At 50.4% G+C, this 21,965-nt stretch carries 21 protein-coding genes; 9 read left to right on the top strand and 12 right to left on the bottom strand.

From position 1 onward, the window contains the following. Positions 1-50 precede the first annotated feature (50 nt). The 4 genes from AC0KH7_RS00190 to mnmC all read right to left on the bottom strand — a co-directional run bounded on the left by AC0KH7_RS00190 (position 51) and on the right by mnmC (position 4,000). A complete protein-coding gene (locus AC0KH7_RS00190) occupies positions 51-650 on the bottom strand; it encodes a YfaZ family outer membrane protein (RefSeq protein WP_472369621.1) in 600 nt (199 codons plus the stop codon). After that, positions 651-848, bottom strand: a complete 198-nt coding sequence (locus AC0KH7_RS00185) for a hypothetical protein (protein ID WP_472369619.1) — start codon at positions 846-848, stop codon at positions 651-653. Positions 849-860: 12 nt separating this feature from the next. After that, positions 861-1,913: a hypothetical protein gene (locus AC0KH7_RS00180; protein WP_472369617.1), complete on the bottom strand. Its 1,053-nt coding sequence runs from the start codon at positions 1,911-1,913 to the stop codon at positions 861-863. Between the two features lie 89 nt (positions 1,914-2,002). Further along, positions 2,003-4,000 carry a bifunctional tRNA (5-methylaminomethyl-2-thiouridine)(34)-methyltransferase MnmC2/FAD-dependent 5-carboxymethylaminomethyl-2-thiouridine(34) oxidoreductase MnmC1 gene (mnmC, locus tag AC0KH7_RS00175; RefSeq protein WP_472369616.1) on the bottom strand — a complete coding sequence of 666 codons (1,998 nt, stop codon included), beginning with the start codon at positions 3,998-4,000 and terminating at the stop codon, positions 2,003-2,005. A gap of 175 nt (positions 4,001-4,175) precedes the next feature. On the opposite strand from mnmC, the gene AC0KH7_RS00170 reads away from it, so the two are divergent. Beyond that, entirely contained in the window at positions 4,176-4,505 is a 330-nt protein-coding gene (locus AC0KH7_RS00170; RefSeq protein ID WP_472369614.1) for a carboxymuconolactone decarboxylase family protein, read from the top strand. Between the two features lie 91 nt (positions 4,506-4,596). Here AC0KH7_RS00170 and AC0KH7_RS00165 read toward each other — a convergent pair whose 3' ends face one another. After that, positions 4,597-5,205: an ABC transporter ATP-binding protein gene (locus tag AC0KH7_RS00165; RefSeq protein ID WP_472373773.1), complete on the bottom strand. Its 609-nt coding sequence runs from the start codon at positions 5,203-5,205 to the stop codon at positions 4,597-4,599. Then, positions 5,205-7,430 (bottom strand): DNA helicase II, encoded by a 2,226-nt coding sequence (uvrD, locus tag AC0KH7_RS00160; protein ID WP_472369612.1) that lies wholly within the window; start codon positions 7,428-7,430, stop codon positions 5,205-5,207. Before uvrD ends, AC0KH7_RS00165 begins: the two co-directional genes overlap by 1 nt. 363 nt (positions 7,431-7,793) lie before the next feature. Here uvrD and trxA point away from each other — a divergent pair, with 363 nt between their 5' ends. The 6 genes from trxA (at position 7,794) to AC0KH7_RS00130 (ending at position 12,637) form a co-directional block, all read left to right on the top strand. Next, positions 7,794-8,120 carry a thioredoxin TrxA gene (trxA, locus tag AC0KH7_RS00155; RefSeq protein ID WP_011369549.1) on the top strand — a complete coding sequence of 109 codons (327 nt, stop codon included), beginning with the start codon at positions 7,794-7,796 and terminating at the stop codon, positions 8,118-8,120. A gap of 130 nt (positions 8,121-8,250) precedes the next feature. Next, positions 8,251-9,510 (top strand): transcription termination factor Rho, encoded by a 1,260-nt coding sequence (gene rho, locus AC0KH7_RS00150; RefSeq protein WP_472369610.1) that lies wholly within the window; start codon positions 8,251-8,253, stop codon positions 9,508-9,510. 256 nt (positions 9,511-9,766) lie between these two features. Continuing rightward, positions 9,767-10,018: a type B 50S ribosomal protein L31 gene (locus AC0KH7_RS00145; protein ID WP_011369547.1), complete on the top strand. Its 252-nt coding sequence runs from the start codon at positions 9,767-9,769 to the stop codon at positions 10,016-10,018. A 170-nt stretch (positions 10,019-10,188) separates the two neighbouring features. After that, a complete protein-coding gene (locus AC0KH7_RS00140; RefSeq protein ID WP_472369608.1) occupies positions 10,189-11,022 on the top strand; it encodes a thermonuclease family protein in 834 nt (277 codons plus the stop codon). A 167-nt stretch (positions 11,023-11,189) separates the two neighbouring features. Further along, positions 11,190-12,254, top strand: coding sequence for a uroporphyrinogen decarboxylase (gene hemE / locus AC0KH7_RS00135; protein WP_472369607.1), 1,065 nt, complete (start codon positions 11,190-11,192; stop codon positions 12,252-12,254). A 35-nt stretch (positions 12,255-12,289) separates the two neighbouring features. Continuing rightward, positions 12,290-12,637 carry a putative quinol monooxygenase gene (locus AC0KH7_RS00130; protein ID WP_472369605.1) on the top strand — a complete coding sequence of 116 codons (348 nt, stop codon included), beginning with the start codon at positions 12,290-12,292 and terminating at the stop codon, positions 12,635-12,637. Positions 12,638-12,710: 73 nt separating this feature from the next. On the opposite strand, the gene AC0KH7_RS00125 is transcribed toward AC0KH7_RS00130, so the two are convergent. The 3 genes from AC0KH7_RS00125 to mutY all read right to left on the bottom strand — a co-directional run bounded on the left by AC0KH7_RS00125 (position 12,711) and on the right by mutY (position 15,453). Continuing rightward, a complete protein-coding gene (locus AC0KH7_RS00125) occupies positions 12,711-13,913 on the bottom strand; it encodes an EAL and HDOD domain-containing protein (RefSeq protein ID WP_472369603.1) in 1,203 nt (400 codons plus the stop codon). A gap of 207 nt (positions 13,914-14,120) precedes the next feature. Continuing rightward, positions 14,121-14,393 (bottom strand): oxidative damage protection protein, encoded by a 273-nt coding sequence (locus AC0KH7_RS00120; RefSeq protein WP_472369601.1) that lies wholly within the window; start codon positions 14,391-14,393, stop codon positions 14,121-14,123. After that, entirely contained in the window at positions 14,377-15,453 is a 1,077-nt protein-coding gene (gene mutY / locus AC0KH7_RS00115) for an A/G-specific adenine glycosylase (RefSeq protein WP_472369599.1), read from the bottom strand. Before mutY ends, AC0KH7_RS00120 begins: the two co-directional genes overlap by 17 nt. A 96-nt stretch (positions 15,454-15,549) precedes the next feature. Here mutY and trmB point away from each other — a divergent pair, with 96 nt between their 5' ends. Continuing rightward, the gene (trmB, locus tag AC0KH7_RS00110; protein ID WP_472369597.1) at positions 15,550-16,305 is read left to right on the top strand and encodes a tRNA (guanosine(46)-N7)-methyltransferase TrmB; all 756 of its coding nucleotides are present in this window, start codon (positions 15,550-15,552) and stop codon (positions 16,303-16,305) included. Between the two features lie 112 nt (positions 16,306-16,417). Here trmB and AC0KH7_RS00105 read toward each other — a convergent pair whose 3' ends face one another. Continuing rightward, positions 16,418-17,284: a LysR family transcriptional regulator gene (locus AC0KH7_RS00105; RefSeq protein WP_472369595.1), complete on the bottom strand. Its 867-nt coding sequence runs from the start codon at positions 17,282-17,284 to the stop codon at positions 16,418-16,420. A 108-nt stretch (positions 17,285-17,392) separates the two neighbouring features. Between AC0KH7_RS00105 and AC0KH7_RS00100 the strand changes: the two genes are divergently transcribed. Beyond that, a complete protein-coding gene (locus tag AC0KH7_RS00100) occupies positions 17,393-18,424 on the top strand; it encodes a YeiH family protein (RefSeq protein WP_472369594.1) in 1,032 nt (343 codons plus the stop codon). A gap of 54 nt (positions 18,425-18,478) precedes the next feature. Here AC0KH7_RS00100 and AC0KH7_RS00095 read toward each other — a convergent pair whose 3' ends face one another. Beyond that, positions 18,479-20,755, bottom strand: coding sequence for an AsmA family protein (locus AC0KH7_RS00095; protein ID WP_472369592.1), 2,277 nt, complete (start codon positions 20,753-20,755; stop codon positions 18,479-18,481). Between the two features lie 34 nt (positions 20,756-20,789). Beyond that, positions 20,790-21,944, bottom strand: coding sequence for a radical SAM family heme chaperone HemW (gene hemW, locus AC0KH7_RS00090; RefSeq protein ID WP_472369590.1), 1,155 nt, complete (start codon positions 21,942-21,944; stop codon positions 20,790-20,792). Positions 21,945-21,965 lie beyond the last annotated feature (21 nt).

Below are 21,965 nucleotides of genomic sequence, written 5' to 3'. Positions count from 1 at the left end.
AAACAAAAAAAGGGCTTAAAAGCCCTTTTAAAAACGGTATCGTCGGCCAATCAATAAAAGGCGATGCGAACGCCAATATGGGCATTGCCGTCTACTTCATGATAGCCTGTCTTCGGGAATTTGACCTGGAACTGACGGAAACCGATATAAGCCACTGCGCTCGGCAAAACGCGCATTTCGGCGCGAATATTGAACTCGTAAGCGTTATCGGCATCGCCAAAGGTGACAATCGATGGCGCATAAATATACTCGGCGGCAATGGCCGACGGCACAGACGTCGGCAACCAGTAACGCCCTAAGGCCCCCAACATCAAACCATAGCCGTTGTTTCCGTCTTTATCTTCATCCAGATAGAAGACTTTGCCCTTCAGGCCCAGTTCCAGATTTTGATTACCCATCAATCCTTTACGGGCAATGCTACCAAACAGGTCCAACACACGGTCACCGTCATTGTTAAACATGAAGTCGATACCCAGATTGGTTAACTCTTGCGGTGTCTCACGTAAGGAATACAAACCGACATTAGCGGTGTCATTGGATAAAGACAAATCCAGTCCGGCATTTCCGTCAATGGCGGCATTCGCTGCTGTGGCCAGCCCAAACAATCCCCCAATCAAAATGCTTTTACGCAACCGCTTCCATAACATCATTTACTTTGCTTCCTTTTTTACTTCGTTCAATTCTTGAATGGTTTGGGAAATAGTGTCTCCTGTTTCTTCAATTTTGTCCACCGCACCTTGTGTCGCTTCCACACCACTTTGTGCAATGTCTCGGCTGCCGAACCAATCAAACATCACGGCCAGCACCCCAAACACAACCACCAGCAATAACAACAACAGTTTTTTCATGTCATCCAACCCTTAACGATTGTAATTTACCCGATTGACCTTGTTCATATAGTCCACCGAGCTTTTCACAATCGTCTCGGTCGCCTCATCGGCAAATGCCATCAAAGCGGCATCGGTTGCCGCTGGCTTCATCTCGTTCATACCTTGGTATTCGTTGCTGACCGTCGCCATCGTCACGCCCAAATCATTCACCATTTCCAAATCGCCGATCAGGCTGATTTTATACAACGTCTCTTCTTTCGACTCCGTGCCTTCAATGAAGTACTTGAACGTCAAATCCGGTTTTCGAGCCGTCATATTAAACCCTTCGGAAGCCAACGCCTGGCGAAAAGCCTTTTCATACGCGGCGGTGTCTTGGGTACTGGCATCCAAGTTGATGACAATCTGATCCACCAATGTATCCAAACGTTTTTGCAACAAACCGGCCAACTGGTCGTGCGGCAAAGTGATTTTTTCACCTTTAAACGCTTCCATGCGAGCTTTTAATGCCGCACGCGCTTCAACCGTTGGCATGGCCGGCAAAATCGACCACAGTTGCGTTAACTTACTGCCTTTACTGCTCACATGCAGATAATCCGTTAATTGATTATCCAACGCCTGCAAACGCTCCATCATGGCATCATCAATGGAAGCTTTCGGAATCTTAGCCAAGGCAAACACCGTACCGGCGTCCTTGTCGACATACACGGTATTCGCATCGGGTACCATCACCTGATAGTTTTTCACTTCCGCCCGAATCGCCTGGCGCAACTTACTCTCAAACGGCGTTTCGGCGATCACGGCTATTTGTTTCGTAGACGGCATGGCTTCCATGCGCCCATTCACCAACGCCGCCAGGTTTTGCTTCGCGCTGGCTTTGGCCTGCTCAACCGCTTGCTCCTGATCTTCCGCCAAAGGTGCCTGACCTTTGGCGTATAAATAATTACTGTCTTCATCTTGAGTCGACACAATCCACGATGGTGCAACCTTTTTCAGCGTCGCATCGTTTTCATTGACCATGGATTGCGAACAACCGGACAGACCCCACACTGACAACACAAATAGAAAGAGTGCTTTTTTCATCATAACAACCACTTATTTTTAATTATTAACATTATTTTTTATGCAACTGACGGTCACCATAATACTCCATTTAACGTAGAGATAGAAGTCCATTAGTATGACTTTTTACCGCTGCGCCAGGCTCGAATATCGAAGCGCGAAGGGTGGACGGCATGATACAGGTTTTGCGGCATAACCGCCATCTCGCCGGACACCATCCGACCGATCATTTCCGCGCTGAGAAAGACTGACATCAAGCCCCGGGCACCATGGCCATTACTGACAAACAACCCGGTTTGATAACGTTGCGGCGAATAGGTATGCAACGCCTTCGTGCGCGGTTGCGTTAAATAGGCTTGTTTCATCCACTCCGGATCCGGCACAGCCCCAACCAGCGGCAAATGATCGGCAACCGCGGGGCGAAACCCGATATTGCCGTGCAACCCGGTTTCTTCACCCAGCCAAGCCGGTAATGCTTCGGTCACCATGGCACGATTTTCGGCCTGAGCGGCCTCGGATAACTCGGTGATGGAATCGGCGCCTTCAAAAGTCGCACCGGTAACGGCAGCATAAGACGTATCACCGCCAAAATCGCCATTAACCGTATAACCGCGATGCGTCACAGTACAATGCAACGGCGTCCGAATCTCGTCCGCCGACAAATGCGTTACCTGCCCTTTCACCCGACGAACCGGCAAGCCCAACTTTCGATTCAGACGTTCATCCAAAGCTCCCGTGGCCACGACCAGTACGTCGGCTTCCAGCTGCGTTTTATCCGTTAAAATCGACCAGGCCTGGCCGTTTTTCGTAAAATCCACCACCGTCTCATCCAAGCGCAATTCGATGGCATCATGCGCCAAACATTTTTCCACCACTGTCGAAGGACGCACCCAACCCCCTTGCGGAAAAAACAATCCTTCAAACGGCGTCGTTTGTCCAATGCGCTCTCCAGCTTGTTCGGCATTACACCAGACCGCAAATTCCGGCGGCAATCCAACGCGCTTTAAACACTCCGTCAAACGCGTATCGATGGTATCGGTCACCGCCAACTGCATCAAGCCATTGAGTTCGCCCACAATTTCTTGCGCTTCCAACCAAGGCCGCAGCCACTTCAACGTGGTTTCGAACCCTCGCAAATAAAACTGGCTGCGCAAATTCCAATCTGCGGTCACCAGTGGATGAATGGCCCCGGCCAAATTACCGGACGCCTGCTGTGCGGGTTGCGCCGCCGTCTCCAGTAATTGCACCGACCAACCTTGCTGTGCCAGCTGGTGCGCCACCGTCGCCCCGGCCAACCCGGCACCCACCACGATTGCCCGCCGCCCGCGTGTAACAGTAACAACAGGGTCGGGCCCCTTAAACCAGGGAGTTTTAGACGCAAATCCTCGCACCTGAGCCAAATGACCATGACACATTTCGCGCTTATATTCATAGCCCGGCGCCTTCTCCACTTCAAAACCGGCTTTTTGCAACCCACGACGCACATCTCCCGCAACGGTAAAGGTGGAAAATGTGGTTTCGGAATGGCTTAATCGCGCCATATTGGTGTATAAATTCGGCGCCCACATATCCGGGTTTTTACTCGGCGTAAAGCCATCCAAAAACCAAGCATCCACGGAACAATCAAACTCAGCCAATCCTTGCAAAACATCGCCGAACCAAACAATTAACCGAACTTTTCCGTCAAATAGCCGCATTTCATGCCAGCCGGGCAAGCGAAGCGGATAAACATTCAGTAACGCTTGCGATAAAGTCCCTAATTCATCAAAGGCCAAGTGCGCTTTTTTTAAATCTTCGACACTCAATGGGTGCTTTTCAAAAGAAATAAAACACAGTTCAGAACTTTTAGGAGCATTTTCAAACCAGGAACGTACCGTCTGTAAAAAATTCAAGCCGGTGCCAAAGCCGGTTTCCGCCACGGTAAACACCGTCTCTGGCGACAAGGCCGCAAAGCGTTCCGGCAAACGGTTTTGCTGCACGAACACATAATCGGACTCGGCCGGACCGCTGCGAAGCGAATAGTAGATATCGTCAAAATCCACGGCTTTGGGCACGCCTTCAGGTGTCCATTCAAGATTGGCTGAAGTAATCAGTTTTTTGTCATCGCTCATAGAGGTATTTTAAACCAAAAGTACGGCCGAACGCCCGATCCATTCACATGAACCACTTCTTAATCAATACGCTGTTTCATTTTTCATAAAACCGAAACACACTGAAAATCTTTTGCGGTAAGATAAATTTGTCTGTCTAAGTAAAACGACTTGTCAACATTCGAGGAGATACACCATGGAAAGATTACAGGAAACCGGGCAATTAATGGGGCGCCTAATGCAAGATATGCCCGATCAACTGAAAGAGTTCAGCGCCTTTATTAAAATCGCTGAAAAAGATGGGGCGCTGGATGAAAAAAGCAAACACCTGATTCTATTATCACTGGCCATTGCCTTCCAGTGCGCCTGGTGCATTGCTGTGCACACCAAAGATTGTGTCGGCGCCAAGGCCACCAAAGAAGAAATTCTCGAAGCTGCGATGATGGCGGTCGTCATGGGCGGCGGACCTAAGCTAATGTATATGGAAATTCTGTACGAAGAACTGGATAAATACTTCGACAAATAAACCGCTCAAACTTTCCGGCCATTGGTCGGCTTCAAGCTCGATTGTCAAAAGCGGCGTTCGACAATGCTCTAAACGCTCTTCCAAAACGGGATTACGAAGCCGAAATTTTCGACAGCGTCAATTGCCGGGAAGCCAGTCTTTCAGCCTGCGCCGGATCGTGCGATACCCAAACCGCACACCCTCCGGCCTCGGCTAAATACCGCTGCACCAAGGCTTCTACCGCCAAGGTCGTATTCGGTTCCAGATTGGCCGTCACTTCATCCAACAACAACACTTTCGGCCGAAAGGCCAGCCCGCGCAACAACGCCAAACGCTGTTTTTCGCCACTCGACAAAGCCGTCACCGCCTGCTTCAAAATCGATTTTGACAACCCCAAAGCCGACAAACCGGACAATAACCAGGCCTGGTCATTTTCAATAGCGGCTTGCGGATAATGCGCCAAAACAGCGTCTTCCCACCAGGCCGTTTCCGCCGGAAACCACATCACCCGACGCCGCCACACCGGCGAGGGAAAGGCCGCCTGCTCTTCCAAATTCAACCAGGCCTGGCCGGAATGCGGCTCCAAGTCGGCCAACGCGCGCAACAAAAGCGACTTACCCGAACCGGACACGCCGGACACCATTAAAATTTCTTGTTCGGCCAAAGCAAACGATACCGGCGCCAACAAGGACGAAATGCCCAATTCCTCGACGCGGAACATCACAACTTCTCCAGCTTGGCGAAAGCCGCCACCAGCCACTTAGTGCCCGCATGGTTGAAGTTGACCTGAATACGAGCATGGTCGCCCGCCCCTTCCGTGGCCAACACCATGCCTTCACCAAATTTTTGATGAAACACCCGTTCTCCGGCCTGGTAACCGCTTTCATTCAAGGTGGCCGACGCGCCGGCGCCAAATCCGGCACCAAATCCGCCGCCATACGACGACGTGGTCGCCTGTGCCGATCCTTTTAAACGCACATGCTGTACACAATCCTCAGGCACTTCTTTTAAAAAGCGCGACGGCAACGGATAAAACTCCGAACCGTGCATCCGGCGACGATTGGCATAGGAAATCATCAACTGCTTTTCTGCCCGCGTGATCCCGACATAGGCCAGACGACGTTCCTCCTCCAATCGATAAGGGTCTTCCTGCGATTGTTGAGACGGGAAGAGTCCTTCTTCCAAACCAATCATAAACACCAGCGGAAACTCCAACCCTTTGGCGGCGTGCAACGTCATCAACTGCACCGACGACTCCCAATGATCAGCCTGTTGCTCACCGGCCTCCAACGCCGCCTGCGCCAAAAATTCCGCCAAGGGGTTGTCAAAATTCGGTTCATCAAACGCATCACTCGGCAAATCAGCCACACTTTCGTTTGTGCGCATCGGCTTGAATTGACTGACGGCGTTAATCAATTCGTCGATGTTTTCCAAGCGGCTTTGGCCTTGCTCGGAGGTGTCTTTTTCAAAGTGCAATTGCAAACCGGAACGCGACACTACTTGCATCACCTGATCCTGCAAATTTTGCCCTTCGGTGCTTTGATCCAGCGCTTCAATCAAGGTCAAAAAACCGTTGACCGCGGTTTTGGCGCGCGCCGTCAAACCGGCTTCCACCAGTTGGTTGGCCGCTTGCCAGAGCGAAATTTCTTCCATCCGTGCCACTTCACGAATTTGGTCGGCGGTTTTATTGCCGATGCCGCGCGGCGGATGGTTGTACACCCGCTCAAAGGCAGCATCGTCTTCGCGACTGATCAACAAACGCAAATAGGCCAATACATCTTTGATTTCGGCACGGTCGTAAAAGCGCAGGCCACCATAAACACGATAGGGAATTTGCGCCTGCAGGAGCGCCTGCTCCATCACCCGCGATTGCGCATTGGAGCGATACAGCACAGCAATTTCCGAACGGTTGCCGCCCTGCTCGCACCAGGTCTCAATTTGGTTACAGATGTAACGCGCTTCGTCCTGCTCGTTGAAGGCCTCATAAATTTGAATCGGCTCGCCGTCTTCTCCGGCGCTCCACAGATTTTTGCCCATGCGGTCCTGATTATGAGCAATGAGCGTATTCGCCGCCTTCAAAATCATATTGGTGGAACGGTAGTTCTGCTCCAGGCGCACGGTTTTGACGTCGGAAAAATCTTCGTCAAACCGGCGAATGTTCTCGATCTTCGCCCCTCGCCAGCCATAAATGGACTGGTCGTCGTCTCCCACGATAAACAGCTTGCCGGTCGCACCCGCCAATACGCGCAACCAAGCATATTGCAGCGTATTGGTGTCTTGAAATTCGTCCACCAGGATGTGGCGATAACGATTCTGATAATGCGCCAGCACTTGCGGGTTCTTCAACCAAAGCTCATGGGCGCGCAGCAGCAATTCGGCAAAATCCACCAGGCCTGCCCGCTTGCACTGCTCTTCGTAAGCTTGGTAAATTTGCACCATTTTACGCACATAGGGATTGTGTCCGGCGTCAATATGATGCGGACGCCGACCTTCTTCCTTTTCACCATTAATAAAGGCCTGCACCTGTTTATGCGGCCATTGTGCCTCATCCAACTCCAGCGCTTTTAATAAACGTTTAATGACCCGCTTCTGGTCATCGGCATCGAGAATCTGAAACGCTTGCGGCAGACCGGCTTCCTGATAATGGGTCCGCAACAGTCGATAAGCGATGCCGTGAAACGTTCCCATGGTAATGCCTTGCGACTGATTACCAATCAACGCCTCCACGCGACCACGCATTTCACTGGCGGCTTTATTGGTGAAGGTAACGGCAAGGATGTTATAGGCCGAAAACCCCATCACCTCCGTCAACCAGGCAATACGATGCACCAGCACTCGGGTTTTGCCGCTCCCGGCGCCGGCCAGAATCAACGCATGGCGGTCGTCTACCGTCACCGCCTCACGCTGGGCGTCGTTTAAATCATTTAATATATGTGAAATATCCATAAAAACTAAAATCGAAAACCAAAATCATGTCAATCGTGAAAAGGGATAGGTAATGCGCATATCCTAAGGGATTTTGGCACTTTGAGCATCTTTTATTGAAACCGCCACCCCTTCAATGAAAAACATTTCAGATTTTGCTTGCATTGAAAACTGAAACAATGTAATAATTATCCAAATTTCAAAAATTTAATCTTCATTCGACGTATACATAAACGGGTTCCGCCGCAACGGAAAGCCCAATAAAGAATCGGATGATAATTCTTATCTCGACCCTGATTGCTTCCCATACGACTTTCTCAACAACCATTTGGGGATGCGTGTAAGCATCACAATCGAGATACTTAAAACGTAAGGAGTTACCTAATGAGTGACAACATGATTGCAACCTCTGATGCAAACTTTGACAGTGAAGTACTACAGTCCGACGTTCCTGTTTTGGTGGATTTCTGGGCCGAATGGTGTGGTCCTTGTAAAATGATCGCGCCAATTTTGGACGAGGTTGCCGGTGAATACGCAGGGAAAATCAAAGTCGCTAAATTGAACATCGACGAAAACCCAGCGACACCGCCAAAATATGGCGTACGCGGTATTCCGACATTGGTTCTATTCAAAAACGGTGAAGTGGACGCCACTCAAGTTGGCGCACTTTCTAAGTCTCAGCTGTGTGCATTCTTAGACGGTAACCTATAATCCTCACGGACTTCCCGTTCAAAACCGCCCGACGTCAATGGGCGGTTTAGATTCACAATCACCCGATCATCCCCCAACATTTAAACACCCAAAACCCCGTTCAACCTTACTCAAAGACAGTTATAACCATATGAACTTAAACGATCTTAAAAAAATGTCTGCGGCCGCTTTGCTGGACATCGCCGCGGAAAAAGGCCTGGAAAACCTGGCCCGTCTGAAAAAACAAGACATCATTTTCGCCATTCTGAAAGCGCACGCCAAAAACGGTGAAGACATTTACGGTGAAGGGGTGCTTGAAATTCTGCCGGATGGTTTCGGCTTCTTACGCTCCGGCGACGGCTCTTATTTAGCTGGCCCGGACGACCTTTACGTATCGCCAAGCCAGATTCGCCGTTTCGGCCTGCGTAAAGGCGACACCATCCAAGGCAAAATCCGTCCGCCAAAAGATGGCGAACGCTACTTTGCGTTGTTGAAAGTTGAAAAAATCAACTTCGAAGACCCGGATGTCGCCCGTAAGAAAATCGCCTTCGAAAACCTGACACCATTACACGCGCAAGAGCGTTTGAAAATGGAACTAGGGAACGGCAGTACGGAAGATATTACGACGCGTATTATCGACATTGCCGCACCGTTTGGTAAAGGGCAGCGTGGTTTGATTGTGGCGCCGCCAAAATCCGGTAAGACCGTGATTTTGCAGCAAATCGCCCAATCCATCGCCGAAAACCACCCGGAAGCCTATTTAATCGTATTATTGATCGACGAACGCCCGGAAGAGGTGACCGAAATGCAACGCACCGTTAAGGGTGAAGTGATTTCCTCCACTTTTGACGAACCGGCCACTCGCCACGTTCAGGTTGCGGAAATGGTGATCGAAAAAGCCAAGCGCTTGGTGGAGCACAAAACCGACGTGGTCATCTTGTTGGATTCCATTACCCGTTTGGCTCGCGCTTATAATACGGTTGTGCCGTCTTCCGGCAAAATTCTGACCGGGGGCGTGGACGCCAACGCTTTGCACCGCCCAAAACGCTTCTTCGGGGCGGCGCGTAATATTGAAGAAGGCGGTTCCTTGACCATCATCGCCACAGCCTTGGTGGACACCGGTTCCAAAATGGACGAAGTCATCTTCGAAGAATTTAAAGGCACCGGTAACATGGAACTGCATCTGTCACGCAGCATCGCTGAAAAACGCACCTTCCCGGCCATCAATATCGAGAAGTCCGGTACGCGTAAGGAAGAGTTGCTCACCACACCAGATGAGCTACAAAATATTTGGATTTTACGCCGTTTCTTACAGGGCTTAAATAACGAAGTTGAAGCAATTGAAACCTTAATTGATCAACTAAAAGTAACCAAAACGAATGAAGAACTCTTTACAGCGATGAAACGATAATTGCATCGCAAGGCCTGCGAACGCCTTATAACGGCCACTAGCAGGCAAAATCTGCAGTAAATTCATTAATTAATTGATGATTTTTCTTGCAATTTAGTTTTTTAGTTCTATAATTTCGCTTTCTTTTTTAAACATAGTGGCTATTCAGCTTTGCCTGATTGCGAGTGATTCACTTAGTTGGTTAACCAACCTAATCACTTAGCAAAAATGATAAAAGGTAAGTCGAAAGCTACAATAAATACAATGGACCGTCATCATGCAAGCAGGCATTCATCCAGAATACAATGAAGTGGTTTTCCAAGACATCTCGACTGGTGAAACCTTTTTAACTCGTTCTACGATTGAAAAGACTTCTGGCGACACCATTACTTTAGACGGCAAAGAATACCCACTAGTTCGTATCGAAGTTTCTAGTGCTTCACATCCTTTCTTCACTGGTAAGCAATCACTGGTCGATACTGAAGGACGTGTTGAAAAATTCCGTCAAAAATACGGTATGCGCAAGTAAGCACTTCACACTGTTATTTTGTTGCGAAACAAAATATCCCGAAAAAGGCCGTTTCAAACGGCCTTTTTTATTTCTACGATTCCCTGACATCCCATCGATTTTCCTCACGCTCTTGGCTTGGCCTTTGCTACAATCTTTCTCATCCTTTTCAACCCAAGACAATGAATGACATGATGAATTTCTCGATGACCGCCTTGAAATCCTGTGCTAAGTGGCTGCCGATCTGCCTGTTGCCCATCGCTTTTACGTCTCAGGCTGACGACTGCGCCCCCCAGAAGATCGATACCTGGGTCAAAGCCAGCTTTGCCTTAAGCGGTGATACCGTCATTATCCAAAAAAACGAATTCCGCCTGATCGGCATTGAAGCCCCGCAAATTCAAAAAAAACAGAAATTCTATACACGTGGCCAACCGCTGGCCAAAGAGTCGCAAACCCAGCTCAACAAGCTGCTCGCCAATCACGACCTGGAAGTCGGAGTGGAATACGATCAACTGAAAATCGATGACTTTTACCGTAATTACGCCCACCTGTACATCAAGCAGGACGGTCGTATCGTCAACCTGCAAAAACTGATGTTGGAAAGCGGCCTGGTATTGGCGAAATCGGAACCGCCAAATATGAAACACCAAAAGTGTTACTACCAAGCGGAAAAAACCGCACGAGAACGACAGGTGGCTCTCTGGAGTCTAGCCAAAAAACGGCCAGACCTGCATTACCCCATCGCACCCTCTTCGGAAATCGATACCGAAGATGAGGGCTACCACATTTTCAAAGGCAAAATTGTCAAGGTCGACAAAAGCTCCAACAATTACATTCTCAATATGGACACGACCGGCATTCGCATCCGAGAAGCCGATTGGGAACGCTTTGATTACGATAAACTCAAAACACTGGAAGGCAAAACCATCGAGGCCCGCGGTTTTGGTTTCCTGTACGGTGGTTCTATGTTCGTCAAGGTGCGCTCTCCCTTTGCCATCGACTTACTGAACCCCGTCAACGAATAAACGACACTCACACTCCAGCGCGGCTATCGAAGCTTCTCCACCCTACGCCGCCCGTTTTTCTAAGGCTTTGATTCCTAACCGGATTGAAAACCGGTTTTTTTGTGACATTTGGCCGTCTCGCCGTTAAAATAGCTCTTTCGATTCAAATGACATAAAAAGGATTTCCGATGGCGGAACTACAAAACGACCGTTTTTTACGCGCACTTTTAAAAGAACCCGTGGATCGCACCCCCGTTTGGATGATGCGTCAAGCCGGTCGTTATCTGCCAGAATACCGTGAAACCCGCAAAGTCGCCGGTTCCTTTATGGACTTATGTCGCAACAAGGAACTGGCCTGCGAAGTCACCTTGCAACCCTTGGAACGTTTTCCGCTGGATGCCGCCATTCTGTTCTCCGACATTCTGACCATTCCGGATGCCATGGGACTGGAATTGCGCTTCGCCACCGGTGAAGGGCCGATTTTCGACAAACCGGTTCGCACCTTGTCCGACGCGAAAAAACTGTTTGTGCCGGATATGGGCTCCGACCTCGGTTACGTGATGGATGCGGTCAGCACCATCCGCAAAGCCTTGGACGGGCGCGTGCCGTTAATCGGTTTCTCCGGCAGCCCTTGGACCCTGGCCACTTACATGGTTGAAGGCGGCTCCAGTAAAACCTACTCCAAAATCAAAGCCATGATGTACGACGAACCGGCCACCTTGCATCACATTTTGGATGTCTTGGCCGATTCCGTCATCGCTTACCTGAATGCACAAATCGAAGCGGGCGCCCAGGCGGTGCAGATTTTCGATACCTGGGGCGGCGTTTTAACGCCACGCGACTATCAGGAGTTCTCACTGCGCTATATGGCGAAAATCGTCGACGGCCTAAAACGCGAAAACGACGGTCGTAAGGTGCCGGTCATTCTATTCACCAAAGGCGGCGGTCAATGGCTGGAAAAAATGGCCGAAACCGGTTGTGATGCGCTGGGCTTGGACTGGACCACCGACATCGACGACGCCCGCGCCCGTGTCGGCGACAAGGTCGCGCTGCAAGGCAATATGGACCCAAGCATTCTATACGCCTCACCGGCGCGCATTCGCGAAGAAGTGGCAACCATTTTGGAAAAATACGGCCATGGCACAGGCCACATCTTCAACTTGGGTCACGGCATCCACCCGGAGGTCAACCCGGAACATGCCGGTGCCTTCATCAAAGCCGTAACCGAATTAAGTCCAAAATACCACGGGTAAACACCATCGACGATTCGATACCGTCAGGAGGAAACATGTCTCAACGCGTTTATTGCATCGCGCAATTCCAACCGAAACCCGGAAAGGAATCCGCGCTGTTCAAAGTGCTCCAGGCACTGGAGCCGAATACTTTACGTGAAGACGGCTGCCTTCAATACCGTGTCACCCGTCAAATTCAAAGCCCGTTTGCCGATGGGAAAAGCATGCCAATCGCGTTTAACGAAATCTGGCGAGATATGCCCAGTTTTGAAGCACATTGTCAGCGCCGTGAAATCGTGGAGTTTTTCGAAACCTACTGTCAGGCCGACGACGGCCTGGCAGCCGATTGGAACGTCTGCGTTTATTCCGATGAACCCGAGGACTACGACGCACCGGTTGTGTAAAACCAAAAAACCGCCAGGCCTTTATACTCTTTAGGGTGTGGCGGTTTTTTATAATCCGAATAACCCCCTTCGATTAGCCCAAATCGACCTTATTGGCGAATTCCATCGCTTCCAGATACAATTTCGACAAATCTGACGGCGTCAGTCCTTCAGGAAGCTCAAAATCCGTTTTGCCCTGCTCCATTCCCTTAACCGCCGCCAAAGCCACGCCTAAAGCTCCATGAGAGGCCACCAGCGCCTGTTTGATTTTCGGGTCAAAGTTCAACTGCGCCAGTAGTTCTTCCAAAGAGGCATCCATCACGGCATCCAAGGTGGAGAAAAGCCCGACGGTAAAATAGCTGTCCTTAGAAAAATCGCCCACCTGTTCGCCCACCAATTCACAAAACTTAGCGCGAATCAATGAGGTATGAAACAACTCGCGTGGCTTATCATCCACACCCGACAGCACCATCATGCTCGACCAGCTTTGCAAACGCTTTAAGCCAAAGCGCAACACCGCATCGTGAATGGAGGTAATCTTATGGTTGCCGCCCGCCGTGGCCACAAAACGTAACAGCTTTTGGCTCAACGCCACATCCTGACGAATGATATTACTGAGAATCGTCATATCGATGTCGGGGTCATAGACATTGGCCAGCAACTTCATGGTCGATAGTTTATTGGACGGCAGACTACGGCCTTGCAAAATTTTCGGTTTGGAAAAAAAATAGCCCTGAAAATAATCGAAGCCGATTTTTTGACAAAACTCGAACTGCTCACGCGTCTCGACCTTTTCGGCCAACAGACGAATGCCTTTTTCCTTCAGGCGGCCCACGTGTTCCAGCATCTTCTTGGGCCCGACTTGTAGGATATCGACCTTGATGATATCCGCACAGGCTTCCAGTTCGGCTAACTTTGGATTGAAGATGTAATCGTCCAACGCCACTTCATACCCTTTCGCACGCAAGTCGCTCAAGGCGTCAACGATTTTAGGCGTCACCTGCACGTTTTCCAGTACTTCAATGGCAATTTGCTTCGGCGGAAAGAAAGGCTTGTTTTCACTCAACAACAACCCTTCTGTGAAATTGATAAACGCTTTATGACGGCCGACCACTTCCTGAAACCCCATATCGCCGAACAGGTTCATCATCACCTGAGCCGTGGCATGGTCGCCACCGAGGATGCGGGCATGGTTGTCTTCGGAACCGGAGCGGAATAGCAGTTCATAGGCATGAACGCGCACGGACGCGTCGAAAATCGGCTGACGGCCGATGTAGATATCCACTAATTGCGACATGATTATCTCTATTTTAATCGCTGAAAATCGGTGCCTGAGAAAACCATTTCTGCTTTCTTAGGCACCCGTTTTCATTTTAGCACAAGCGGATTTTCGGCCGAATCAATCGTCTCTATCCCAGTGATAAGTTTCTCCGATGAAACCGAACAGACCAGCATTGCGCTGGCCTTTCATCGGTGTTAAAAGAGATTAAAAGAGAAGTGCCCGTTAATCAACGGCGCTAAACTCATCCGGCAATTCAATATCTTCACCGCCAAACAGGAATTTTTGCATTTCGTCTTTCAAGAAATTTTGTGCTTTCGGGTCCAGGCTGGACAGTCGATATTCATTAATCAGAATCGTCTGTTGCGCCAACCATTGTTTCCAGGCCTCTTTAGACACATTGTCAAACACCTTTTGTCCCAATTCGCCCGGAAAAGGTGGAAAATCCAAGCCTTCCATTTCTTCGCCCATTTTGACACAGTTAACCATTCTCGCCATTGTGACTCTCCAGTTGTTTGATGAGTTTTCGAATCGGTGCCGGCACGCCTCGCGTCAAGGCCTCCGCCACCGGCAGCCATTCGCCGTCCAGATCAGTCGAGCGCACCCGGTCCACCAAAATCGGTTGAATCATCAGGTGATAATGACTGAAAGTGTGTTTCAGAAGGGGCCATTTTATCAAATCCCCAGCGCCGTCACAGACGGTTTCAACCTTGTTTTTTATCAGGTTTTGCACCGCTGGCTCCGGCGATTCCGGCAGGCTCCAGAGCCCGCCCCAAATGCCGTTTGTTGGGCGTTTTTCCAATAAAATATCACCGGACGGTTTCCGCAGCAGCAACATCGCCACCGCTCGCGTCGGCTTTTCGGTTTTCGGCTTGGAATACGGAAACGCCGTCACTCGGCCTTGCTGCCAGGCCTGGCAGTTTTCGCTAACCGGGCAAACATCACACTTCGGCTTGCTGCGGGTGCATAAGGTCGCCCCCAAATCCATAATCGCCTGAGTATAGTCTTCAAACCGGATTTCCGGCGTCAACGCCTCGGCTCGCTGCCAAAGCTTAGCTTCAGTCCGTTTTTCGCCCGACCAGCTTTCCACTGCATCGTAACGGCACAGCACCCGTTTGACATTACCGTCCAAAATCGGATGCCGCTGCCCACAGGCAATCGACAGAATCGCACCCGCCGTGGAACGGCCAATGCCCGGCAAAGCCATCATCCCTTCCAAATCCGACGGAAAGACACCCCCCAATTCATCCACCACCACTTTCGCCGCTTTCAGCAAATTGCGCCCCCGGGCGTAATATCCCAACCCCGACCAATGGGCCAACACGGCTTCTTCCGTAGACTGGGCCAAGGCTTCCACCGTCGGGAAAGACGCCATAAATCGCTCGTAATACGCGATAACCGTCTGCACCTGAGTTTGCTGCAGCATGATTTCCGACACCCAGACCCGATAAGGGGTCTTATCCTGCTGCCAAGGCAAATCATGACGGCCCGAAACATCGAACCAATCCAACAAGGCCTGTGAAAAAGAAGGTTCGGTTATTGCCTGTCGTTTATCCAATTCGCTTTTCCGTTATAATAAGTCAAAAATTTAAACACTAGGGCAGCGAGATTCCCCTCAGGGTAATCAAGCGGCCCACATATTGTACTAAACACCATGACCGAAAAAACAACCGAAACCGCCCAAACCCAACCGTCGTCGGAAATACCGGCGGACAGACCAACCGACATCCCACCCGAAAAACGTCGCATCAAAAGCTTTGTCCTACGCCAAGGGCGCCTTTCCAAGGCACAACAAAACGCGCTGGACGCCATGTGGCCAAGCTATGGACTGGAACAGGAAGATAAACTCTTGGATCTCACCGAGCTGTTCGAGCGTGATGCGTCGACCATTGTCGAAATCGGTTTCGGCATGGGCACCAGTCTGGCCGCTATGGCAGAAGCGCATCCGGAAAACAATTACATCGGTATCGAAGTGCATCGCCCCGGCGTCGGCGCTTTGTTGAAACTGGTTCAGGAGAAGGGCCTCACCAATGTACGCGTTTTCAACGACGACGCGGTGGAAGTGTTAAACAAACAGATTCCAAAAGACAGCCTGTCGGCGGTGTATCTGTTCTTCCCCGACCCTTGGCACAAGAAAAAGCACAAAAAACGCCGCATCCTGCAAGCGGAATTTGCACACACCATTGCCCAACACCTCAAGCCCGGCGGCCACTTCCACATGGCAACCGATTGGGAGGATTACGCCGAGCAAATGATGGAGGTGATGACTGCGGCACCGGATTACACCAACACCGCCGGTGAAGGCCAATTTACGCCGCGCCCGGATTATCGCCCCTTGACCAAATTCGAACAGCGCGGCCATAAGCTGGGTCATGGCGTATGGGATTTGATTTTCGAACGTCGTCCCTAGTTTCGTTCCTAATTTCGTCCTCATGTCGCCCCTAATAGATCATAGGTTTCATAAACGAAGGCGAGTCTTTTCATTGTCCGAGCAGAACTTTTAGACAATGTGGCGGAGAAAACTAACGAATAAAGGTTCTAATCCAATGGCTATGATCTCCCAGCTCCGGTAACAATAAAGACAAAGGGCGAATAATTTTATCGTCCTCGGTTAAGTGCCGCCAATGTACTGTTGGCGGCAAGGTTTCCACCGCCAACTTAGACACCAACGCAACGCCCAAGCCAACTCTGACGGCTTCTTTAATCGCTTCAGTCGTGTAAAGCTCAATCACCGGTTGGATCTCAATGCCCGACAACTTGAACGCCAATTCGGTCATTTCCCGTGTTCCGGATCCCTGCTCTCTCAAAATGATGGGACAATCGGTTAAATCCTTTAAATGAATTTCCGCACACTGCGTCAGCGGGTGACTTTCAGGCATGAGTACCACCAACTCATCCTGCTTCCAGATCGTTGGATAATAACCGGTATTTTGAATTCCCTTCACCCGTCCTTCAACAAAAGCCGCATCCAAAGACGGCAAGTTTTGCAGAATTTTCTGTGTATTACCGACCAGCATTTCCACTTTAATCATCGGATAAGCTTTCTGAAACCGTGAAATAAGGGATGGAATAGCATAATTCGCAATGGTGGTGGAAGCCCCTATTTTGAGCACGACCGTCTGATCGTATTCAATATGATGCCGAAACGTTTCCACATCAATCAGCAATTTGGCCTGCCGTTGTGCATAAGGCAACAACGCCAGTCCCAACTCGCTCAACTCAACCCCCGCCCCTTTTCGGTGATACAGAGGCTGCGTAAATTCCGCCTGAAGCGCTTTCAACTGGCCCGAGATAGCTGGCTGAGAACGATGCAACGCTTCAGCCGCCAACGTAATATTTTTCAACTCCGCCACCTTTGCAAAGGTGACAAGGTAACCGGCCTTAATCATCGGTTTTTCCAATAAACTGTATAAGTAAATAAGATTTTACTATGGTTTGACCTTTTTACAATAGCCGCTAAAGAACCTCTCTCACCTTTTCAACTCAGGAGAAATACGATGTTTCATAGCGCAACCCGAGGACACACCCTTAACGGCTTATTGTTAGTGGCTTTATTTGCCACGGCCGCTCAACAACTGGCCAGCAGTGCCTGGTTATTGCCGCTGGGATTGAGTCCGTTGATTATTGGTATTGTGCTCGGCACCGCCTATGGCAATACACTGCATCAACACATCCCGCAGGAATGGCATGCCGGCATCCATTTTTCAGCCCGAAAGATATTACGCCTGGCCATTATTCTGTATGGATTCTCCATTACCCTACAAGAAATTGAATCCATCGGCCTCCCCGGGCTGCTGATGGCTATCACAGTGGTGGCCACCATTATTATCAGTGGCTTTTTGATTGGAACACGGCTTTTGAAAATGGACCCTCAAACCGCATTATTAACGTCTGCGGGCAGCGGTGTCTGCGGTGCCGCGGCGATTTTGGCTGTTGAACCGGTTGTCAAAGCCAAAAGCCATCAAACGGCCGTGGCGGTTGCTACCGTGGTCGTCTTTGGCACCTTGGCGATGTTTTTATATCCCTTTTTAAACAGCCTTAACCTATTTTCATTGAGTGATTTCGGTAAAGGCCTCTATTTTGGTGGGACCCTACATGAAGTGGCGCAGGTTGTCGGCGCATCGAGCGTTCTGAGCGAAACCGCCCAGGAATATGCCGTCATTGAAAAAATGACACGGGTATTGATGATCGTTCCCGTGATTCTGGTCACGGGTTGGTTTGTCGTTCGCCAAGCGACACCGCAAAACAACCAGCCAAAGGTTCCGTTTGTGAAAACCATTCCATGGTTTGCTGTCGGGTTTCTGGGTATCGCGGCTTTTAATTCACTGCAATTATTGCCTGTCTATTGGGTCGAGACAATTCATCAAATCGACACCTTTTTACTGACCATGGCGATGGTTGCGCTCGGGATGGAAACGCAACTGAACAAAATGAAACAAGTCGGCTCTAAGGCATTTGTTTTAGCCGGGATACTGTTTATGATGCTTCTGTTCGGTGGCTACCTGCTTGCCAAAACCCTGACGCTTTAAACGGCCAATCTCCAAACCGCCCAGGCCTGGGCGGTTTGATGTATAGACAATCGTTCAAGATTGAAACAGCTGCTGCAAGCCTTGCAGCAGCTTTTGCTGATTATCCGGATTGTTCAATAAGGCTTTCATGTCAACCGACCATTTCAGTTGATCCAAGGGCCCTTTCAGATAGACCGGCACTTTCATGCCCTTCAAAGAACGTAACGACTTCGGTGGGTTCTGGTAAACCGTGTACAAAGTGCTGTCAAGCAAGGTCGAGGTCAACTCCAGCGAACCACTGCCGGTGGCGGAAAAACGTTGGCTTTTCATGTTAAAGTCCTTCGTTTTCAAAATGCCTTTCCGAATATTTCCCGTCAGACTCAATCGACGGAATTGCGTGGCGTCCTGTGGCTGGGTTTTCTGCCCGGCCAGCAACTTGTTCAAGTCCATGCCCACAAAGGCCCCATCATTCACCTTGGCCGTGATGCGACCATTCATGTTCTGGCGCAACAAATAACTGTTGACGCCGCGGGTGTGTAAATCAAAATTTCCGCTGTAAGCGCCATCCAACTGATGATATTGCCAGCCATCGGCCAAAAAGGGCTTCAACTGAATGCCTTCCATCGTACCTTTCCAGTCATACGCCGGGGTTTTACCGGTGACGTCCACCGCCAATTCGGAACGCAGCTTGCCTTGGTACAGATCTGCATTCAGCGGTGCCAGATTCAACTGGCCGTCCTTCGCCGCCAAAGTCAAATCGAAGTGGGTGAACACCATCTGCCAAGCTTTCAACTGCCCGATGGTCAAATGGCCTTCGGCATCCAAGTCTTTCAAGGTATTGACCGGCAAGGCAATCGGCAGATAGGTTTCCGGCTTTTTGCCCGAAGCGGTTTGGGCGGTTTGAACCGGCGTGGTGGGTTTAGGCTCAGCCGCCGTTTCCGCTGAGCGACGTTTTTTCGGCGGCGGATTCACATAGGCTTCGTACTGGTCCATGTCCAATTCGGATACCGCGATGTCGAAACGGTATTGATCCGGTCGGCCCGCCTGTTCCTTGCGCTGAAGATGACCGACAATTTTGGCGCCGTCCACTAACATTTCCAGATCATCGATATTCAACTGACGCGCCGTCTGTTTCCAACGGAACGCCGCCGACACATCCCTCAATACCTTGCGGTTAACGAAATGCGGATACTCGATGCCGGAATGGCGGAACCATTTACGCAAATGAATATGCTCCGCCTTCACCTCGCCTTCGGTTTGTGGGTGCGCGCCGTATTGGCCTTGCATGGAGGTTTCGATTTGGGTTTTCAACGAACTCAATTTGGCCTGCTCCACGTGGAACGTCTTCCGCTCCATGTCCAGATCAAACACTTTACCAGCGGTTTCCACCCGCACTTCCGGCACTTTTGTTTCCTTCGGCAGAATCATACGGATATTGCCGTTCCAATCGGCCAATTGCCATTGCTTCAAGGCTTCATTCACCGTCAATTCGGTCGATAGATTGACGTGGAAACGGCTTTTGACCACATTGGTTTGATAGGCGAAATTAGTCAGCAATTTGAACGGTTCGTCCGGCGCGATATCGAACGCCATCAAGTCGAAATCGTCTAACAGGAAGGTATGACCGTTTTCTTCATTACGCCATTCCAGCACGGCGTTTTGCGACACGAAACTGTTCAAACGCCAGTGGAAACTCGGCGGATTGCCCTGACGACTTTCCGCGCTGTTGACCACCGGTTGATAGCCTACGCTTCGAAAAGTCGCTTTTGGTTCCGGCAAAAAATACGACAGCATCGGCATGCCGTGCCAATTGCTACGCCCGTTTTTATCGGTTTCAAGGTACAGGTGCGCGCCTTCCAGTTCGACGCCGAGAATATCCAGCTTACGATTGATGAATAAATCCCACAGCGAAAACTCCACTTGAATACTGTCGATTTTCGCCAGGTCTGGGCGTTCCGGGTCGGTTTTGTCTTGCATCGCTACCTGACTGGCTTGCAACGCAAACGGCCAGACCGACACGTCCAACTCGCCTTCGATGTTCAAAGGATAACCGGTGCGCGCCTGGAATTCGCTTTCGATGGTGGGTTTGTACTGGTTGAAATCCATAAAGGTAATGGCCCCGATAAAGGCCAATACCACAATAATCGGAATCACCGCCAAGCCCATCACCAAACGACTGGTCCATTTCACGGCCGGATGCGCGGGTGGGCGGCGCTTTTTCGCCATGCGCGCTTCTTTGATCGGGCACACATGGTCGTCGGAATACACCCGTTTTTCCGGGTTCAAGGCCTCTTCAATGCCGGCGACGTCTTCCGGGGTGGCATGCGGTAATGGGTCTTTTTTGGATTCCATAATCTTTCCTTTTCCGTTACAACCTGGCATGGCGTTATAAAAACGCCTGCAGCACGTCGTTTAAATAGGTTTGGCCGGTGCGGGTCAAACACACCATTTCACCGTCAAGCGTCAACCAACCTTTGTCCGCCAAATCCTGTAAGATGGGCTCAATTGTATGCAATGGCAAGCCGGTGCGCAAAGTAAACAAACTTAACTCGAAGCCATCCTGCAAACGCATGGCATTCAGCATGAACTCAAACACCGCATCGCTGTCGCCCACCTTTTCCAGCCGTCCGGTCTTGCCCTCAGCCATCATGTTCATATAACCGCCCGGCGAGGCCGGCATTTGGGTGCGCCAAATCACCCCTTGCGGCGGGTCGGTGATTTTGCCGTGCGCGCCCGCACCCAACCCGATGTAATCACCGAATTGCCAGTAATTCAGGTTGTGTCGGCAGGCCTGGCCGTTTTGCGCGTAGGCCGACACTTCGTAATGATGATATCCGGCTTCCGCCAAACGTTGCTGACACGCCAGCTGCATCTCCCAGGCCTGGTCGTCTTCCGGTAATTCCGGCGGTTGCTTATAAAACGGGGTGTTGGGCTCCAGCGTCAACTGATAGTGCGACAAATGCGGCGGCTGCAACCCAATGGCGGTGTCGACATCGTGCAAAGCCTGTTCCAGATTTTGATTCGGCAAGGCAAACATCAAGTCGAGATTGAAGTTGTCGAACCCGGCGCTTTTAGCCGTTTCCACGGCGCGATAGGCTTCATCGGCCGAGTGGATTCGCCCTAGGGCGTGTAATTTTTCGTCGTCAAAACTTTGAATGCCCATCGACAAACGGTTTACACCGGCTTGACGAAACCCGGCGAATTTTTCAAAATCGACCGTGCCGGGATTGGCTTCCAAGGTGATTTCAATGTCCGGTTGAAACCCCAACAAGGCTCTGGCGCGAGACAAAAAACTGTCCAGCCCGGCTTCGGACATTAAACTCGGCGTGCCTCCGCCGAAAAAAATCGACTGAATCGGCCGCCCCCAGACCATCGGCAAGGTCAGTTCCAGTTGCCGAATCAGTGCGTCGAGATAAGCGGTTTCTTGGTCTGCATCCAAATTATTCGAGGTATGCGAATTAAAATCGCAATAGGGGCATTTTTGGATACACCAAGGGTAATGCACATATAAACTGAGCGGAACGGGTTGGGTAAACTGCAAAATAATCGGCGCCTGTCGATG

It is taken from the genome of Hydrogenovibrio sp., assembly GCF_965140365.1.
GTDB lineage: Bacteria > Pseudomonadota > Gammaproteobacteria > Thiomicrospirales > Thiomicrospiraceae > Hydrogenovibrio.
Note: the sequence above shows the minus strand (reverse complement) of the source record. Positions and strands in the feature narration are given on the sequence as shown.